A 17,079-nucleotide genomic window follows, 5' to 3' on the forward strand; every position below is an offset into this window, starting at 1 on the left:
GAAGTCCCGGTGCATGAATCGCCCCTCTCGTTTACGTTGCCGCGAGGAGATCCCCGCATGACCCTCAACCTCACCCTGCCTGTCGTCCAGCACACCGATTTCACCCCGCGCATCACCGTCATCGGCGTCGGCGGTGGTGGCACGAATGCGGTCAACAACATGATCGCCATGGGCCTCGAAGGGGTCGAGTTCGTCGTCGCCAATACGGATGCGCAGTCGCTGGTGCATTCCAAGGCGGAGAAGCGCGTGCAGCTCGGCCCGCACCTGACGCAGGGGCTCGGCGCCGGGGCGAAGCCGGAAATCGGGCGCGCTGCGGCGGAAGAGGCGACGGAGGAACTGGCGCGGCATCTCGACGGTTGCCACATGGTCTTCATCACCGCCGGCATGGGTGGCGGCACGGGCACGGGCGCCGCGCCGGTCATTGCCCGCATGGCGCGCGAGCGGGGCGTGCTGACGGTGGGCGTGGTGACGAAGCCTTTCGACTTCGAGGGGCCGAAGCGCAAGCGCGCCTCCGAGTCGGGCATCGAGGAGCTGCAGAATTTCGTCGACACGCTGATCATCATCCCGAACCAGAACCTGTTCCGGATGGCGACGGAGCGCACGACCTTCGCCGAAGCCTTCAAGCTGGCGGACGAGGTGCTTTATGACGGCGTGCGCGGCGTCACCGACCTGATGATCAAGCCGGGCCTGGTCAATCTCGACTTCGCCGACATCCGCACCGTCATGGCGGAGATGGGCAAGGCGGTGATGGGTACCGGCGAGGCCGATGGCGACGACCGCGCGGTGAAGGCCGCCGAGCGCGCGATCAGCAACCCGCTGCTGGACGATGCCTCGCTGCGCGGCGCGCGCGGCGTGCTGATCAACATCACCGGCGGCTATGACATGACCCTCTTCGAGGTCGACGAGGCCGCCAACCGCATCCGCAAGGAAGTGGACGAGGATGCGCAGATCATCTTCGGCACCTCGGTCGAGGAAGACCTGAACGGGCGGCTGCGCGTTTCGGTCGTCGCCACGGGCATCGATGCGCAGGTGACGCAGGCGGCGGCGCCGGTCGCCGTGCAGGCGGCGCCGGTTGCGACGGTCGCACCGCAGGCCGGCCTGACCATGTTGCCGGGCGGGCGCCCGGGCCGGCCGGCGATGACGGCCGCGGCAGGGGTGGCCGGTCCGCTGGGCGCGCCGCGGGTGATGCCGACGCGTGGCGGGGCGCTGCGGACGGCGGTGGCGGCGGCGCCCGTCGCCTCGGCGCCCTCCCCGGCCGCGCCGAACCTCCAGGTGATGGTCCAGGCCGAGGACGAGCCGGTCGCGACGGCGGCGCCCGTGACGGCGCCGGTCGCCGTGTCGCCGGTGGCCGCGGTGCAGGCGCCGCCCGTTCCGGCCCGGCCGGCAGGCACGGGCGGCATCCGCGGCCTGTTCGGCCTCGTCACCGGCGCGGCGCAGAACGGCATGCGGCGGACGCTGACCGAGCCGACCCCGGCGCCGGTCGCCCCGCGGCTCGACCAGCCGGTGGCGCAGCGCCCGGCCGAGGCGCCGCAAGGCCAGGTGGATTTCGAGATCCCGACCTTCCTGCGACGCCAGTCGAACTGACGCCAGGACATACTCTGTCGCCTGAAGCGGGCCGCCCTGACCGGGGCGGCCCGTTCTGCATCCGCGCTCATCACGGCTTGCGTGTGCAATGTGCGGCGCAAAAACCTCGTAAAATCAATATGTTATGCCGTAATATGAAGTAATAAGCCTTGACTCGCGGAACCCCCGTGGCGGTGCCAGGTATTGGGCTGGGCAGACGCCTCAACGACATCCCGGCCGCTCCCTCCATGGGCGCCGGGTTTCCAACAGGGGTAGGCATGGACGGATACTTCCCGCTTGAGACAGGCCGCCGCCGGACGCTGAAGGCCGCCATCGGCTGCGTCGGCATCGGCCTGCACAGCGGCAAGCGCGTGAGCCTGACCCTGCGCCCGGCCGAGGCCGGGGCCGGCATCCGCTTCCGCCGCACCGATCTCGGGATCGAGATCCCGGCTCTCTACGACCATGTGGTCGATACCCGGTTGTGCACCGCGCTCGGCCTGGCCGAAGCGCCGGAGGTGCGGGTCGGCACGGTCGAGCATGTGATGGCGGCGCTGGCCGGCTGCGGCGTCGACGACGCGATCGTCGAGCTGGATGGGCCGGAGGTGCCGATCCTCGACGGATCCGCGGCGCCCTTCGTCTTCCTCATCGACTGCACCGGGCTCGTTGCCCAGGCCGGGCTCGGCCTGCCGGAGGCGATCGAGGTGCTGCGCCCGGTGCGGGTGCAGGAGGGCGAGGGCCCGAACGCCGCCTGGGCGATGCTTGAGCCGACCGGCGGCGACCGGCTGGAAGCGGCGCTCACCATCGACTTCCCGGGCACGGCGATCGGCCGGCAGTCGCTCGCGGCGCAGATCTCGCCGCGCGAGTTCCGCGCCGAGTTGGCCGAGGCGCGGACCTTCACCCTGGCGGAGGAGGTGGCCCGGCTGCGCGCCGCCGGCCTCGCCCAGGGCGGCAGCCTCGCCAATGCGGTGGTGGTCGACGGGCCGCTGGTGCTGAACCCGGGCGGGCTGCGCCAGGCGGACGAGTTCGTGCGGCACAAGCTGCTCGACGTGGTGGGCGATCTGGCGCTGGCCGGCGCACCGATCCGCGGGCGGTTCAGCGGGCATCGCTCCGGCCATGCGCTGAACAACCGGCTGCTGCGGACGCTCTTCGCCGACCCCGCCAACTGGCGCGCGGTGCCCTCCTTCACCCTGCCGCAGGCGCTGCCGGCGGCCGAGTATGTGGCTACCCGGCAGCCGGCGATGGCGGTGGCCTGAGACCGCTACCCGGGCCCCTGTGGACCCGGGCGGCTGGGTGCTATAAGCCGGGCCCTCCCCTTCGACCGGTCCGTGATGATCCGACGCCTTCCCCCTCTGCTCTCCCTCTGGCTGGCCCTTGCGGCGCTGCCGGGCTGCTCGCTCTTTGGCGGCAACTGGGACGGCAAGCAGTCGACCCTCGACAACGAGCGCCAGACGGCCGCACGGGTCAACAACGTGCTCGACCGTTCGCCCGAGGGGCTTTACGCGGCGGGGATCGAGGCCTTGCAGGCGCGGCGCTACCAGCCGGCGGTCGACCTGTTCGACCAGGTGGAGCGGGACCATCCGCTCTCGGCCTGGGCGACCAATGCGAAGATCATGTCCGCCTATGGCGAGTACATGCGCAACCGCTACACCGAGGCGATCGGCGCGCTCGACCGCTTCATCCAGCTGCATCCGGCGCATCGCGACATCGCCTATGCCTATTACCTGCGCGCGCTCTGCTACTATGAGCAGATCGCCGAGGCTGACCGCGACCAGCGCACCACGGAACAGGCCATGGCGGCGCTGCAGGATGTGGTGAACCGCTTCCCCGACAGCGCCTATGCGCGGGATGCGCGGCTCAAGCTCGATCTCGGCCGCGACCACCTGGCAGGCAAGGAGATGAACATCGGCCGCTTCTACCAACGGCAGAAGCTCTACGGCGCCGCGATCGGGCGGTTCAAGAAGGTGGTGGAGGACTACCAGACCACCAACCACGTCCCCGAGGCGCTGCACCGGCTGACCGAGATCTACCTGACCCTTGGCCTCGTCGATGAGGCGAAGAAGACGGCGGCGGTGCTCGGCCACAACTTCCCCGGCAGCCCATGGTACCAAGACAGCTACGCTCTGCTGGTCGGTGGCGCGACGCCCGCTCCGGGCGACCGGCCCGGCTTCGCGCGGCGGGCCTGGAACTGGATTTTCTAGTCACAGCATGCTCGCCTCCCTGGCGATCCGCGATGTGGTGCTGATCGAACGGCTCGACCTGTCCTTCGGGCTCGGGCTGACGGTGCTGACCGGCGAGACGGGTGCCGGCAAATCGATCCTGCTCGACAGCCTCGGCCTTGCCTGCGGGCAGCGGGCGGAGGCGGGCATGGTGCGGGCCGGGCAGGCACAATGCTCGGTCGCCGCCGGCTTCGTGCCGCCCGAGGGGCATCCGGCCTACGCCATCCTCGCCGAACAGGACATGGACCCGGAGGAGATGCTGGTGCTCCGCCGCACCGTGCAGGCGGACGGGCGAAGCCGCGCCTTCGTCAACGGCCAGCCTGTGTCGGTCGGGCTGCTGCGGCGGCTGGCGGCGACACTGGTGGAGGTGCAGGGGCAGCACGATCAGGTGGGGCTTGCCGATCCGGCGACCCATGCCGGGCTGCTCGATGCCTTCGGCGGGCTCGAGGGCAGGCGGAACACGGTGGGTGCGGCCTGGCGGGGCTGGCGGGAGGCGGAGCGCGGCCTTGCCGCGGCGCGCGAGGCGATCGCCGCGGCGCAGCGGGACGAGGAGTTCCTCCGCCATGCCGTGCAGGAACTCTCCGATCTCGCACCAGTGGAGGGCGAGGAGGAGGAGCTGTCGCAGGAGCGGCAGCGCCTGCAGCAGGGCGAGCGGCGCGGCGAGAGCATCGCCAGCGCCTTGGCCGAACTGCAGCCGAAGGACCGGCGCCGGGGCGGGCCGGCGGAGGCGCTGCGCAGTGCAGCCCGCTCGCTGGAGCGGCTGCCGCCACCCAATGAGGAAGCCCAGGCCATCGTCGCCCTGCTGGGCGCTGCGCAGGACTCGCTCGCCGAGGCGGAGACCCTGCTGCAACGGCTGATGCTGGAGGACGGGCCCGATCCGCGCCGGCTGGAAGTGCTGGAGGACCGGCTGTTCGGCCTGCGGGCGGCGGCGCGGAAGCATGGCGTGGCCGTGGTCGAGCTGCCGGGGCTTCTGGTGTCGTTGAAGGAGCGGCTCGGCGCGCTGGATGCCGGCAGCGGGCAGGTGGCGCGGCTGGAGCAGGCGGCGGGCGAGGCGCGCCGGGCTTATCTGGCGGCGGGCGAAGCGCTGTCCTCGGCGCGGCGCGAGGCGGCGGGGCGGCTGGAGCGGGCGCTCGCCAAGGAGCTGCCGCCCTTGAAGCTCGACCGGGCGCGCTTCTTCGTCGAGGTCGCAGCGCGGGACGAGAACGGCTGGGCGGCGGACGGGATGGATCGTGTCACCTTCCTCGTCTCGACGAATCCAGGCCAGACGCCGGGACATTTGCAGAAGATCGCCTCGGGCGGCGAGCTGTCGCGGCTGATGCTGGCGCTGAAGGTGGTGCTGGCGCGCGGCTCGCCGGTGCCGACGCTGATCTTCGACGAGGTGGATGCGGGCATCGGCGGCGCCACGGCGGCGGCCGTCGGCGAGCGGCTGGAGCGCGTGGCCGAGCGGCTGCAGGTGCTGGTGGTAACGCATAGCCCGCAGGTGGCGGCGCGCGGGGCGCAGCAGCTGCGCGTGGCCAAGCAGGTAAAGGGCGAGCGGGCGACGACGGTGGTGGAGCCGCTCGACAAGCGCGAGAGGCGCGAGGAGATCGCGCGGATGCTGGCGGGCGAACGGGTGACGGATGCGGCGCGGGCGGCGGCGGACAGCCTGCTGACGGGTGGCTTGCTGTGAACCTGCGCACCTTGCCGCCCGAGAAGCTGACAGAGGAGGAAGCTGCAGCCGAACTTGCCGCGCTCGCGGCCGAGATTGCGGCGGCCGACATCGCCTATCACCAGAACGACGCACCCGAGATTACCGATGCCCAGTATGATGCGCTGCGGCGGCGCAACGCGGCGATCGAGGCGCGCTTCCCCGAGCTGAAGCGCAGCGACAGCCCGAGCGAGGCCGCGCCCGGCGCAGCGCCGGCGGCGGGCTTCGCCAAGGCGCGGCACGGCACGCCGATGCTGAGCCTCGACAATGTCTTCAACCCGGAGGAATTCGCCGAGTTCACGCGGACCATCCGGCGCTTCCTCGGCCTGCCGCAGGAGGAGGTGCTGCGCTTCGTCGGCGAGCCGAAGATCGACGGGCTCTCGGTCAACCTGACCTATGAGAACGGTGTCTTCGTCCGCGGCGCGACGCGGGGCGATGGCACGCAGGGGGAGGACATCACCCGCAACCTCGAGACGCTGCGCGAGGGCGAGCTGCCGCGGCGGCTCGGGCCGGATGCGCCGGCACGGATCGAGATCCGCGGCGAGGTCTTCATGGCGAAGGCGGATTTCATCGCCTTCCGCGACGAGCAGGCGCGGCTGGCCGAGGAGCGGGAGCAGAGGCGCACGCGCGGCGAGAAGGTGGGGCCGGAGATCCGCATCCCGGCCAATCCGCGCAATGCGGCGGCGGGTTCGCTGCGACAGCTCGATCCGGAGGTGACGGCGCGGCGGCCCTTGCAGTTCTTCGCCTATGCGCAGGGGGCGTCGAGCACGCCGGTGGCGGAGACGCATTCCGGGTATCTGGATGTGCTGAAGCGCTGGGGCTTCCGCGTCAACCCGCTCTCGGCGCTGCTGCCGGATGAGCATGCGGCGGCCGAGTTCCAGGCGCGCATGGGCACGGAGCGGGCCGGGCTCGACTACGATATCGATGGCGTCGTCTACAAGCTCGACCGGCTGGACTGGCAGTCGCGGCTCGGCTTCGTCGGCCGGGCGCCGCGCTGGGCGGTCGCCTGGAAGTTCCCGGCGGAGCGGGCGACCACTACCCTGCTGCGGATCGAGATTCAGGTCGGGCGGACGGGGGCGTTGACGCCGCGGGCGGTGATGCAGCCGGTCAATGTCGGCGGAGTCATGGTGCAGCACGCGACGCTGCACAACGAGGACGAGATCGCGCGCAAGGATGTGCGGCTCGGCGACACCGTCGTGCTGCAACGGGCGGGCGACGTGATCCCGCAGATCGTCTCCGTGGTGCTGGAGAAGCGGCCCGAGGGCGCCGAGCCCTTCGCCTTCCCCGAGCGCTGCCCGGCCTGCGGCAGCCATGCGGTGCGGCCGCCGGGGGAGGTGGTGAAGCGCTGCACCGGCGGGTTGATCTGCCCAGCGCAGACCGTCGAGCGGCTGAAGCATTTCGTCGCGCGCAACGCAATGGATATCGAGGGGCTCGGCGAGGAGAACATCCAGACGTTGCATGACGAGGGGCTGGTCGGGGGCCCCGCCGACATCTTCCGCCTCGCCGGGCATGCCGACCGGATGCGGCGCTGGGAGGGCTGGGGCGCGCGCTCCAAGCGGGCGGAGGAGTCGAAGAAGGTGACGAACCTGCTCGCCGCCATCGAGGCGCGGCGGGCGCCGCCCTTCGACCGGTTCATCTTCGCCCTCGGCATCCGCCGCATCGGCGAGGCGAATGCCAAGCTTCTGGCACGGCACTACGGCACGCTGCCCGAATGGCGGGAGCGGATGCTGGCGGCGCGCATCGTCGGCTCCGAGGCGCGGGAGGAGCTGGGCTCGATCCAGGGGATCGGGCCGGCAATCGCGCAGGAGCTGGTCGACTTCTTCGAGGAGCCGCGCAACCTCGCGGCGCTCGACGACCTGGCGCGGGAGGTGGCGCCCGTGCCGGTGGCGAGTGCCGCGGCGGACAGCCCCTTCGCAGGCAAGACGTTGGTCTTCACCGGCACGCTCGAGACGATGACGCGGCCGGAGGCGGAGGCGCGGGCGGAGACGCTCGGCGCCAAGGTGACGAAGAGCGTCTCGGCGCGGACGGATTTCGTCGTGGTCGGCGCGGATGCGGGCAGCAAGGCGAAGAAGGCGGCGGAGCTTGGCCTCCGCGTGCTGACCGAGGCGGAGTGGCGGGAGATGGCGGGGTTCGGGTAGGAACCCTTCCTTAACCCTCGCGGGGGCAAGCTGGGCGGGCAAAACGCACCGTAAGGCCATGCTCAGCGCAGCGGACCTCAGCTTCTGGGCCAGGCAGGCCTATGCCCAGGCAACGCCGCCCGCCATCGGCGGCACGGCCGCCAGCGCGGCTGGCACGCCATCTGCCGGAAGTGGCGGGGTGCAGAACAGCATCGAGCTCTCGGCGCAGGCACGGCTGCTGCTCGGCCTGATTCAGGCGACGAATGGCGGGCAGGCGCAGCCTTCGGCGCCGCTGGTCTACGGGCCGCCGAGGATCAGGCTGACGGCGCCGGGCTCGAGGACGCTCGGCGGGGCGGGCAACCTCTCGGCGGTGTCGGGCAGCGGCGGGCCGCCGGCGATTGCCAGAGTGCAGGTCGATCCAGCCTCGACGGACAGCATCGTCTCCACGACCGCCATCACCCCCACTGGCGGGGCGATGACGGAGGTCACGGCGGGTGGCGGGGACATCATGATCACGGCCTATGCGCTGGTCGCAGACCGGGCGCGGTCGGCGGCGCTGCGGATCAGCGCGGGCAGCGGCAAGGATCTCGTCGCGGCGGAAACGGCCAGACAGCTCAGCCTCGATGCCGGGGCGGGTCAGCTTCATCTTCGACGACCGGGCCCATGGCGGGGGGCTGACCGGGTTGCGGAGCCTGCCGGGCATCAACTGAGCGGGCGGCAGGCCTCCTCCAGCCAGGCCGAGGTGGCGGCGTCGCAGCCCGGGGCGATCAGGGCGAGGACGCGGGCGTGATAGGCGTCGATCCAACCCCGCTCGGCCGCCGAGAGCAGGGCGGGTTCGATGAGGGCGCGGGCGTAGGGGGCGAGGGTCAGGGTCTCGAATTCGAGGAAAGGCTTGACCTGGTCGGGCTGCGGCTCGGCGTCGCGGACAAGGAGGAGGTTCTCGATGCGGATGCCGTACTGGCCGGGCAGGTAGTAGCCGGGCTCGTCGGAAAGGATCATCCCGGCGGCGAGCGGCACGGGCTTCGCCGCGCGGCTGATGGAGGCGGGGCCCTCATGGACGGAGAGGAAGCTGCCGACGCCATGCCCCGTCCCATGGTCGAAATCCAGGCCGGCCTGCCAGAGCGCGCGGCGGGCGATGGCGTCGATATGCGGGCCGGCGACGCCTTTCGGAAAACGCAGCGTGGCCAGCGCGACATGGCCCTGGAGGACGCGGGTATAGCGGGCGCGCAGCGCCTCGGGCGCCGGGCCGGGGCCGGTCCAGAGCGTGCGCGTCACATCGGTCGTGCCGTCGAGGAACTGGGCGCCGCTATCGGTCAGATAGCACTCGTCCGGGCGGATGGGGCGGTTGGTCTCCGGCGCCACGCGGTAATGGATGACGGCGCCGTTCTCGCCGGCGCCGCTGATGGCCGGGAAGCTCTCGGCCTGGAAGAGCGGCACCTCGCGGCGGAAGGCCAGCAGGTGCTCCGCGGCGCTCATCTCCGTCTCGCGGCCGGTGGGCGCCGCGGCGGCGAACCAGGCGAGGAAACGGGCGAGCGCCACCGCGTCGCGGCGGTGGGCGCTGCGGGCGCCCTCGCGCTCCACCGTGTTCTTGCAGGCCCGCGGCAGGCGGCAGGGGTCGTCGCCCTGGGCGATGGTGGCGCCGGCCTCGCGCAGGTGGGCGGCGAACCAGGCGGGCGTCGCATCCGGGTCGAGGCGGACCGTCTTCCCCGCAAGGCCAGCCAGGGCGGCGGGAAGGTCGGAGCGGGGGCGGACCACCACGTCATTGCCGAGATGGCTGCGCGTCTCGGCCGGGACCTTGGCTGGGTCCATGTAGAGCTCGGCCGAGGCATCGGCGCGCAGCAGGGCGAAGCCGAGGGCGAGCGGGGTGTGGTCAAGGTCGCCGCCGCGGATGTTCAGCAGCCAGGCGAGGGAGTGGGGGTCGGCGAGCACGGCGGCATCCTCGCCGGCGGCACGTAGGGCCGCTGCAGCATTGGCGCGCTTCTCGGCGGCGGCGACGCCGGCATAGCGCAGCGGATGCGGGCGGGCCTCGGCCATCGGCGGCTGTGGACGGTCGGTCCAGACGGCGTCGAGCGGGTTGGCCGGCAGGGGGACGAAGGAGAAGCCGGGGCGCTCCAGCCGGCCAAGGGCGGCCTCGGCATGCAGCCAGGGATCGTAGCCGATGCGCCGTCCGGCGGCGTGCTCGGCGAGCCAGTCGGCAGCGGGCTGCTCGGTGATGTGGCGCTGCTCCCAGAGCGTGGTGTCGGTCTGCTGGGCGGCCTGGGTGGTGTAGCGGCCATCGGTGAAAAGGGCGGCACGGTCCGCCAGCACGACGGCGAGGCCGGCGCTGCCTGTGAAGCCGGTGAGCCAGGCCAGGCGCTCGCCGGAGGGGGGGACATACTCACCCAGATACTCGTCGGCGCGGGGGACGAGAAAGCCATCCACCCCGGCGCGAGCGAGTTCGGCGCGGAGGGCGGCGAGGCGTTCGGCGGGATTCATCAGCAACCCTCACGAAATGGTAAAACAAAAATGCAGGGAATGTGACAGCACCCCGCGCCGCATGCATGGCTCGGCTGTGCTCTTCGCACGAGCAACAATCTGCTTTCGTGCCTAATTGCTGCAGTGCGAAGCGAGACGGAAAAGACCGCCTCGCAAGGATTGGAACCCAGACAATGGACGCCCGCATGACCAAGGCGGAGGCGGCTCTGCTCCTCCCCCTGCCCCGCAACCCCGCTGCCGAGCGGATCGCCTCGCTGCGCGAGGCGGCCGGCCGCGCGAACCAGGCGGCCCTGCTGCGCGGCCTGGCGCGGATCGCCGATGCGATCTTCGGCTGGCCGGCCCGGGCCCGGCTGCGCGCCGAGCTGGCCTCGCTCTCCGAGCGCGAGCTGACGGATATCGGCCTGACCCGCGGCGATCTTGACCGCGTCGCCCACGGCGAGATGAGGCGCTAAGGCACGGGGCATCGCTACCGGCGCAGGACCAACGTGGTCCAGGCGCCGATATCGATGCGCCGCTCGAGCCTGAGGCCCTGGCGGCGATGCGCCGCCAGCACCATCCGTGCCTGGTTGCCGAGCAGCCCGGCAAGGATGGCGGTGCCGCCCGGTGCCAGATGCGCCGCCAACTCATGCGCCATGGCGCAGAGCGGCCGGGCCAGGATATTGGCGAAGATCAGGTCGTAGCGCCGGGCCTGCATCGCCCGGCTCTTCCAGCCATCCGCCAGGCGCGGATGCAGCAGGCGCTGCACCCCGTTCAACACCGCATTCTCCCGCGCGACGCGAACCGACCAGGGGTCGATATCCGTCGCCAGCACGGGGCGTTTCAGCCATAGCGCCGCGGCCAGGGCGAGGATCGCCGAGCCGGTGCCGAGATCGAGCACGCGGCGCGGGCGGCGATGCGCCATGCCCTCGAAGGCCATGAGGCATCCCTGCGTCGAGGCATGCTCGCCGCTGCCGAAGGCGAGACCGGCATCCAATCGCAGGACGATGCGGCCATGCTCCCGCGGATTCGGCAGGTGGGTCGGGCGGATCAGGAAGCGGCGGCCGATCGGCGCCTCGGGGAAGCTCTCGATGGTACGGGCGAGCCAGCCCTCGGCCTCGATCGGGCCGGCCTGGAGCGCGGGCGTGTCGATGCCGGAGACGAGGGCCGCTAGGGCGAGCGCCCCTTCCAGCTCATCATGATGGGCGCCGGCCTCGCGGACGCCCTCGAGGCGCCAGGTCTCGGCCGGCTCCTCGCGAAAATAGGCAACCGTGGCGCAGACGGTCTGCAAGGCGGCCTCGAAGGCGGGGATGGCCGCCTCGGGCAAGCCCTCGATGATGAGCACTTCCAGCGGCTCGGCGCGGCGGCGGGACAGCATCAGGCACGCTCCAGGAAGCTGTCCAGCACCCGCTTGGGGTCGGATTTCTCGAAATCGACCTCGATGCGGTTGTCGTCCACCGCCGTCACCCGGCCATAGCCGAATTTCTTGTGGAACACGCGCTCGCCGGGCTTCAGCGGCTGGGCGTGGGAGGGGCGGGACTGGACCTCCCAGGCGCCGGCCTCGATCACCCGCGGCTTGCGGGATTGCAGCCCGCCGGCGCCGGTGAAGACGGAGGGCATCTCCGCCACGCGCTGCCGGGCCATGCTGGCGCTGCCCTCGCGCTGGATATGCGCGGCCGGCAGTTCCTCAAGGAAGCGGCTGGGGACGGAGGCGGACCAGTTGCCATAGATACGGCGGTTGGCGGCGGCGGAGATGATGGCCTGCTTCCGGGCGCGCGTGATGCCCACGTAGGCGAGGCGGCGCTCCTCCTCGAGCCCCTTCTCGCCGCCCTCCTCCATGGCGCGGGCATGGGGGAAGAGGCCCTCCTCCCAGCCGGGGAGGAAGACGGTGTCGAACTCCAGGCCCTTGGCGGCGTGCAGCGTCATCAGCGAGAGGCGGTCGCCTTCGGAATTCTCGTCGTTCTCCATCACCAGCGCGACGTGTTCGAGGAAGCCGGCGAGGCTCTCGAATTCGCCGAGCGCCCGGATGAACTCCTTCAGGTTCTCGAGCCGGCCAGGAGCTTCGGGCGACTTGTCCTGCTTCCACATCTCCGTGTAGCCGCTCTCGTCGAGCAGGGTGGCGGCGGTGACGACGTGGCCTTCCTTCGACAGCCCCTCGCGCCAGCGGGCGAAGCCGTGCAGCAGCTCGCCGAGGGCGGCCCGGGGCTTGGCGGTGAGGTTCGGCAACAGGCGATGCGCGGCGGCGGCGAGCGGGATGCTCTCGGCGCGGGCGATCTCGTGCATGCGGCGCATGGCGGTGTCGCCGAGGCCGCGCTTCGGCGTGTTGACGATGCGCTCGAAGGCGAGGTCGTCCGCCGGCTGGGCGAGGACGCGGAGATAGGCCATGGCGTCGCGGATCTCGGCCCGCTCGTAGAATTTCAGGCCACCGATGACGCGGTAGGGCAGGCCGAGGGTGATCAGCCGCTCCTCGAAGGCGCGGGTCTGGAAGCCGGCGCGGACCAGGATGGCGATCTCGGCGAGCTTGTGGCCGCTGCGCTTGAAGGCCTCGATCCGCTCGCCGACCATGCGGGCCTCCTCCTCGGAATCCCAGAGCGAGACGACGCGGACCTTGTCACCCTCGGCATCGTTGCGGCCAGCCCGCAGCGTCTTGCCGAGGCGGCCGCTGTTGTGGGCGATGAGGTGGGAGGCGGCGGCGAGAATCGGCTTGGTGGAGCGGTAGTTGCTCTCGAGGCGGACGACCTTGGCGTTCGGGAAATCCTTCTCGAAGCGGAGGATGTTCTCGATCTCGGCGCCGCGCCAGGAATAGATCGACTGGTCGTCGTCGCCGACGCAGCAGATGTTGCGGTGCGACTGCGCCAGCAGGCGGAGCCAGTAGTACTGGACGAGGTTGGTGTCCTGGTATTCGTCGACCAGGATGTAGCGCAGGCGCCGCTGCCAGTCGGCCAGCACCTCCGGCCGGGTGCGGAAGATCTCCGTCACATGGAGCATCAGGTCGCCGAAGTCGCAGCAATTGAGGTCGCGCAGGCGGGACTGGTAGGCGGCGTAGAGGCCGCGTGCCTTGCCCGCGGCGTAGTCGGTGTCCTCGGCCGGCGTCACGCGGTCGGGGGCGAGGCCGCGGTCCTTCCAGCGCTGGATCTGGCCCATCAACCCCTGCGCCGGCCAGCGCTTCAGGTCGATGCCGGCGGCCTCCATCACCTGCTTCAGCAGGCGCATCTGGTCGTCGGTGTCGAGGATGGTGAAGGCGCTGGTGAGGCCGACGAACTCCGCATGGCGGCGAAGCATCCGCGCGCAGAGGGCATGGAAGGTGCCGAGCCAGAGCCCCTCGGCCGGCTGGCCGAGAATGGCGGAGACGCGCTCGCGCATCTCCCGCGCCGCCTTGTTGGTGAAGGTGACGGCGAGAACCTGGCCGGGCCAGGCGCGGCCGGATTTCAGCAGATGGGCGAAGCGCGTGGTCAGCACGCGGGTCTTGCCGGTGCCGGCGCCGGCCAGGATCAGCACCGGGCCATCGAGCGTCTCGACCGCCTCCCGCTGCTCGGGGTTGAGGCGGGCGAGGTAGTCGTCGCCGGGCGAAGAGGGAGTGGGGAGTGGTGCGGACACCCCTCAGCTATAGAACCTTCGACGAACCTCTCCAACCGCATCGGCACCCCCTGCCCTTGCCTGCCTCCTCACCTCGTCCGGGCTTCATGGTACGGCGCCGCCGGATTGACGGGGTGCGGCTGGTGCGAGCGGGCAGATCCTGACCGGCACTGGATGTAACTCACGCTGTTTGGTTGCAATTCACGGGGTTTTAGTTTGACGATCACATCAATTTGAAGTTGTATAAAGGGAACCGAGGGGCGCTCCCCGGTTGTCAGTAGCGAGATCCCCCCCATGCCCGTCATCACCGGTACCTTTGGCAACGACACATTGAAGGGAGCAGCAGGCGTCGACACCATCACCGGCGGCACGGGCGCCGATCTGATGACTGGCGGGGCTGGGGCAGACCTCTTCGCGTTCAGGGCCGGTGACGGAGCGGACATCATCAACGACTTCCAGCTCGGCGTGGACCGGTTGTCCATCGCCAGCGGCACCTACAACCCCTGGGTGTATCAGACGACCGTCAACGGCATCCCAGGCGTCAGCGTCGTCTATAATGGCTCCAAGAGCGATTCGATTTTCCTGGCCGGCCTGACCAATGTGAAGCTCGAATGGCTGACCAACCCGTCGCTGGTTCCGGCGGCGAATGTGGCGCAGACGGCCTTCAACCCCCTCTCCCTCACCGCCGGCAGCGGGCCGGACAGCCTGGTGCTGAAGCTCACCCAGGATCACTGGCAGGGCAGCGCGCAGTACACGGTGAAGGTCGATGGCGTACAGGTCGGCGGCACCTTCACCGCCTCGGCGCTCCGTGGTTCGGGCCAGTTCGACACGCTGACCCTGAAGGGCAACTGGGCGGCCGGCGCTCACAAGGTCGAGGTCAATTTCCTCAACGACGGCTGGGGCGGGACGAGCGACACCGACCGCAACCTCTATGTCGAGAGCGCGACCTATGCCGGGCTGGCGGTCGGCGGCGCGGCGCTCAACCTCGGCCGGTCCGGCGCGCAGAGCTTCTCCTTCACCGAGCAGCCGCCGGCGGACCCCTTCCCGTCCTTCAACCTCGTCGCCGGGACGGGCTCGGACAGCCTGGTGCTGAAGATCACCCAGAATGCCTGGAGCGGCAGCGCGCAGTACACGGTGAAGGTCGATGGCGTGCAGGTCGGCGGCACTTTCACCGCCTCGGCGCTCCGTGGTTCGGGCCAGTTCGACACGCTGACCCTGAAAGGCGACTGGGCGGCCGGCGCCCACAAGGTCGATGTCAACTTCCTCAACGACGGCTGGGGCGGCTCGGTGGCGCAGGACCGCAACCTCTATGTCGAGGGCGCGAGCTACGGCGGCGTCGCCGTCTCGGATTCGAGCCTCTTTCTCGGCTCGACCGGGATGAAGAGCTTCTCCTTCTTCGAGGCACCGCCGCCTTCCGACAACCTCACCCTCGCCGGCACGGCGGGCAACGAGGTGCTCACCGGCAAGCTTGGCGCGGACACGATCAACGGCGGCGGTGGCGCCGACACGATCACCGGTGGCCTCGGCAATGACAGCTTGACCGGCGGCGCCGACGCCGACGTCTTCGTCCTCAAGCCCGGCGACGGCGCTGATGTCATCACCGATTTCAGGTTGGGCGAGGACCGCCTCTCCATCGCCACCGACGGGACCTTCGCCGTTTGGCAGGAGGCGGCGACGGTGGGCGGCATCAGCGGCACGCTGGTGCATTACGGGCCAGGCTCGGGCGATACGGTGATGCTGGCAGGCGTCATCGACGCGGCGATGAACACGCTGGTCGACCCGTCCTGGACCTATGCGCCCTCCGCCGGCTCCGGCGAGTTCGGCAACCTGATCTTCAATGACGAATTCAGCGGCACGCGGGTCGACCCGACGAAGTGGCCGATCAGCTATGGCGGCTCGACCTACTGGAACGGCGCCTTCCGCTGGGACAACTCGCAGGTCAGCGTCGGCAACGGGATGCTCGATATCGGCATCACCAAGATGGCCGACGGGAGCTGGGCGACGAGTGGTGTCTCGACCACGCCGAACCAATGGAACCCGGGCTTCGCCTTCACCTATGGCAAGGTGGAGATCATGGCGAAGATGAGCGCCGAGGTGACGGGGATGGGGCCGTGCTTCCTGCTCTGGCCGGCGGCGAACGGCGTGTGGCCGCCGGAGCTCGACATCCTCGAGACGCCGAAGGGCGACGGAATGGTCACCCAGCACTGGCCCGACCCGGTGACCGGCGGCGACGTGTATGAGAGCTACAACTACGACATCGACCTGACCCAGTGGCATGTCTACGGGCTGGAATGGACGCCGGACCGGGTATCGATGACCGTCGATGGCCAGGTGATGCACACCTACACGCAGAACATCCCGACCATGAAGATGACGGTCGGGCTGCAGGGCCATGTCGGGGCGTCAGCCGACACATGGTATGGCGGCGTGCCGGGGGCGGACGCGCCGGGCCGCTACGACATCATGGTCGATTTCGTCCGGGTCTATGACTGGCTCGGGTGAATAACGCGGCGCCCCGGTCCCACACAAACGGGGCCGGGGTAGGGCTAGGTCAGCCCTGGACGAAAATCTAAATGAAGGCGCCGAGCGTGAAACGCTTGCGGCTCAGGTTTTCGTTCAGAGAAGTACCAAGGTGTGCAGAAGTAGTTTTGGAAGACGGTTGATTACCAAAAGCGGCACCGCTACGCTTTCCCTAGCGACGACGCTATGTCTAATGCGGATGCGGCGGACCAATCATTGAAGACGGTCGGCAAAAACCGCTCGATGCCAATCGAGAGCACGACGTTGGGTTTGACATTGTCGATGTAGGCGAAATCGACAGTGGCACTGTGAACTAGGTGCAGTTCTAAGAACTGCTCGCGGAGAAAGCGCCGCAAAACGTTGAAGGTGAAGCTGTCGCAGAAAACAACAGCGCGCCCCCGACCAAGATGGTTATCCCAGATCTCTATGCGGCCGCGGTTTGTAATTTTGTTGGTAGATCGTAGTTTTGCATTCGCTCCGAGGTTGACGGCTTTGGTTTCGAAGTACGCAGCATCGGAGCCGATATACTTCTCAAACCCTTCCGCACGCTCCTTCGCCTCGTAGTGCAATGCAGTTACGTCAAGCAAAGGCTCATAGATAGGGCATTGCTTGGCGAGGTGCGCCATGATCGCTGTATAGGCGAACGATGCCCCCAGATCATTCCAATAAGAATTGTTACGATTATATAGGTGCTCGGACGTCGATTTTCTCGCAGCGCTAAGGACATCCTCGAGGAAGATGACCCATGGCAGCCAAAACTCTCGAATCTGGGTGACGATCTTTCGTGGCGCCAAAGGCATCGTCTCCGCGATTAGGTCGGAATAGACGGTTTCTTTATTGGGCACAACGGCGTGCACATAATGCATGCCCCTTAAGACCCCGTTTGAGAATGGTTAGGGGTGGGCGATGCGGCGGAGCAGGAGGGCGCCGAGGCTGACGCGGATCATGG

The 17,079-nt window shown here is 69.6% G+C and carries 12 protein-coding genes; 8 read left to right on the plus strand and 4 right to left on the minus strand.

All coding sequences use genetic code 11. The features are described 5' to 3' along the window. Window positions 1–57: 57 nt before the first annotated feature. The 6 genes from ftsZ (at window position 58) to JMJ56_RS26095 (ending at window position 8,373) form a co-directional block, all read left to right on the plus strand. Window positions 58–1,584 (plus strand): cell division protein FtsZ, encoded by a 1,527-nt coding sequence (gene ftsZ / locus JMJ56_RS26070; protein WP_202834682.1) that lies wholly within the window; start codon window positions 58–60, stop codon window positions 1,582–1,584. Between the two features lie 257 nt (window positions 1,585–1,841). Then, window positions 1,842–2,816 carry a UDP-3-O-acyl-N-acetylglucosamine deacetylase gene (gene lpxC, locus JMJ56_RS26075; protein ID WP_202834683.1) on the plus strand — a complete coding sequence of 325 codons (975 nt, stop codon included), beginning with the start codon at window positions 1,842–1,844 and terminating at the stop codon, window positions 2,814–2,816. A 75-nt stretch (window positions 2,817–2,891) separates the two neighbouring features. After that, window positions 2,892–3,761 (plus strand): outer membrane protein assembly factor BamD, encoded by an 870-nt coding sequence (locus tag JMJ56_RS26080; protein WP_202834684.1) that lies wholly within the window; start codon window positions 2,892–2,894, stop codon window positions 3,759–3,761. Window positions 3,762–3,768: 7 nt separating this feature from the next. Then, on the plus strand, window positions 3,769–5,448 hold the full coding sequence (gene recN / locus JMJ56_RS26085; protein ID WP_202834685.1) for a DNA repair protein RecN: 1,680 nt from the start codon (window positions 3,769–3,771) through the stop codon (window positions 5,446–5,448). A gap of 2 nt (window positions 5,449–5,450) precedes the next feature. Then, window positions 5,451–7,604 carry an NAD-dependent DNA ligase LigA gene (ligA, locus tag JMJ56_RS26090; protein WP_407927955.1) on the plus strand — a complete coding sequence of 718 codons (2,154 nt, stop codon included), beginning with the start codon at window positions 5,451–5,453 and terminating at the stop codon, window positions 7,602–7,604. Between the two features lie 58 nt (window positions 7,605–7,662). Next, on the plus strand, window positions 7,663–8,373 hold the full coding sequence (locus JMJ56_RS26095; RefSeq protein ID WP_202834687.1) for a hypothetical protein: 711 nt from the start codon (window positions 7,663–7,665) through the stop codon (window positions 8,371–8,373). On the opposite strand, the gene JMJ56_RS26100 is transcribed toward JMJ56_RS26095, so the two are convergent. Beyond that, window positions 8,286–10,058: an aminopeptidase P family protein gene (locus tag JMJ56_RS26100; protein ID WP_202834688.1), complete on the minus strand. Its 1,773-nt coding sequence runs from the start codon at window positions 10,056–10,058 to the stop codon at window positions 8,286–8,288. The genes JMJ56_RS26095 and JMJ56_RS26100 overlap by 88 nt on opposite strands. 173 nt (window positions 10,059–10,231) lie before the next feature. Here JMJ56_RS26100 and JMJ56_RS26105 point away from each other — a divergent pair, with 173 nt between their 5' ends. After that, entirely contained in the window at window positions 10,232–10,510 is a 279-nt protein-coding gene (locus tag JMJ56_RS26105; protein WP_202834689.1) for a DUF1127 domain-containing protein, read from the plus strand. Between the two features lie 14 nt (window positions 10,511–10,524). On the opposite strand, the gene JMJ56_RS26110 is transcribed toward JMJ56_RS26105, so the two are convergent. Both JMJ56_RS26110 and JMJ56_RS26115 read right to left on the minus strand, forming a co-directional pair. Beyond that, window positions 10,525–11,412, minus strand: a complete 888-nt coding sequence (locus JMJ56_RS26110) for a 50S ribosomal protein L11 methyltransferase (RefSeq protein ID WP_202834690.1) — start codon at window positions 11,410–11,412, stop codon at window positions 10,525–10,527. Beyond that, window positions 11,412–13,631, minus strand: coding sequence for an ATP-dependent helicase (locus tag JMJ56_RS26115; RefSeq protein ID WP_202834691.1), 2,220 nt, complete (start codon window positions 13,629–13,631; stop codon window positions 11,412–11,414). Before JMJ56_RS26115 ends, JMJ56_RS26110 begins: the two co-directional genes overlap by 1 nt. A 273-nt stretch (window positions 13,632–13,904) precedes the next feature. On the opposite strand from JMJ56_RS26115, the gene JMJ56_RS26120 reads away from it, so the two are divergent. Continuing rightward, a complete protein-coding gene (locus JMJ56_RS26120; protein ID WP_202834692.1) occupies window positions 13,905–16,112 on the plus strand; it encodes a carbohydrate-binding domain-containing protein in 2,208 nt (735 codons plus the stop codon). Window positions 16,113–16,291: 179 nt separating this feature from the next. Here the strand turns inward: JMJ56_RS26120 and JMJ56_RS26125 are convergent, their stop codons facing one another. Further along, window positions 16,292–16,996, minus strand: a complete 705-nt coding sequence (locus tag JMJ56_RS26125; RefSeq protein ID WP_236038593.1) for a hypothetical protein — start codon at window positions 16,994–16,996, stop codon at window positions 16,292–16,294. Window positions 16,997–17,079: the final 83 nt, after the last annotated feature.

The sequence above is a fragment of the Belnapia arida genome (assembly GCF_016773205.1).
Lineage (GTDB): Bacteria > Pseudomonadota > Alphaproteobacteria > Acetobacterales > Acetobacteraceae > Belnapia > Belnapia arida.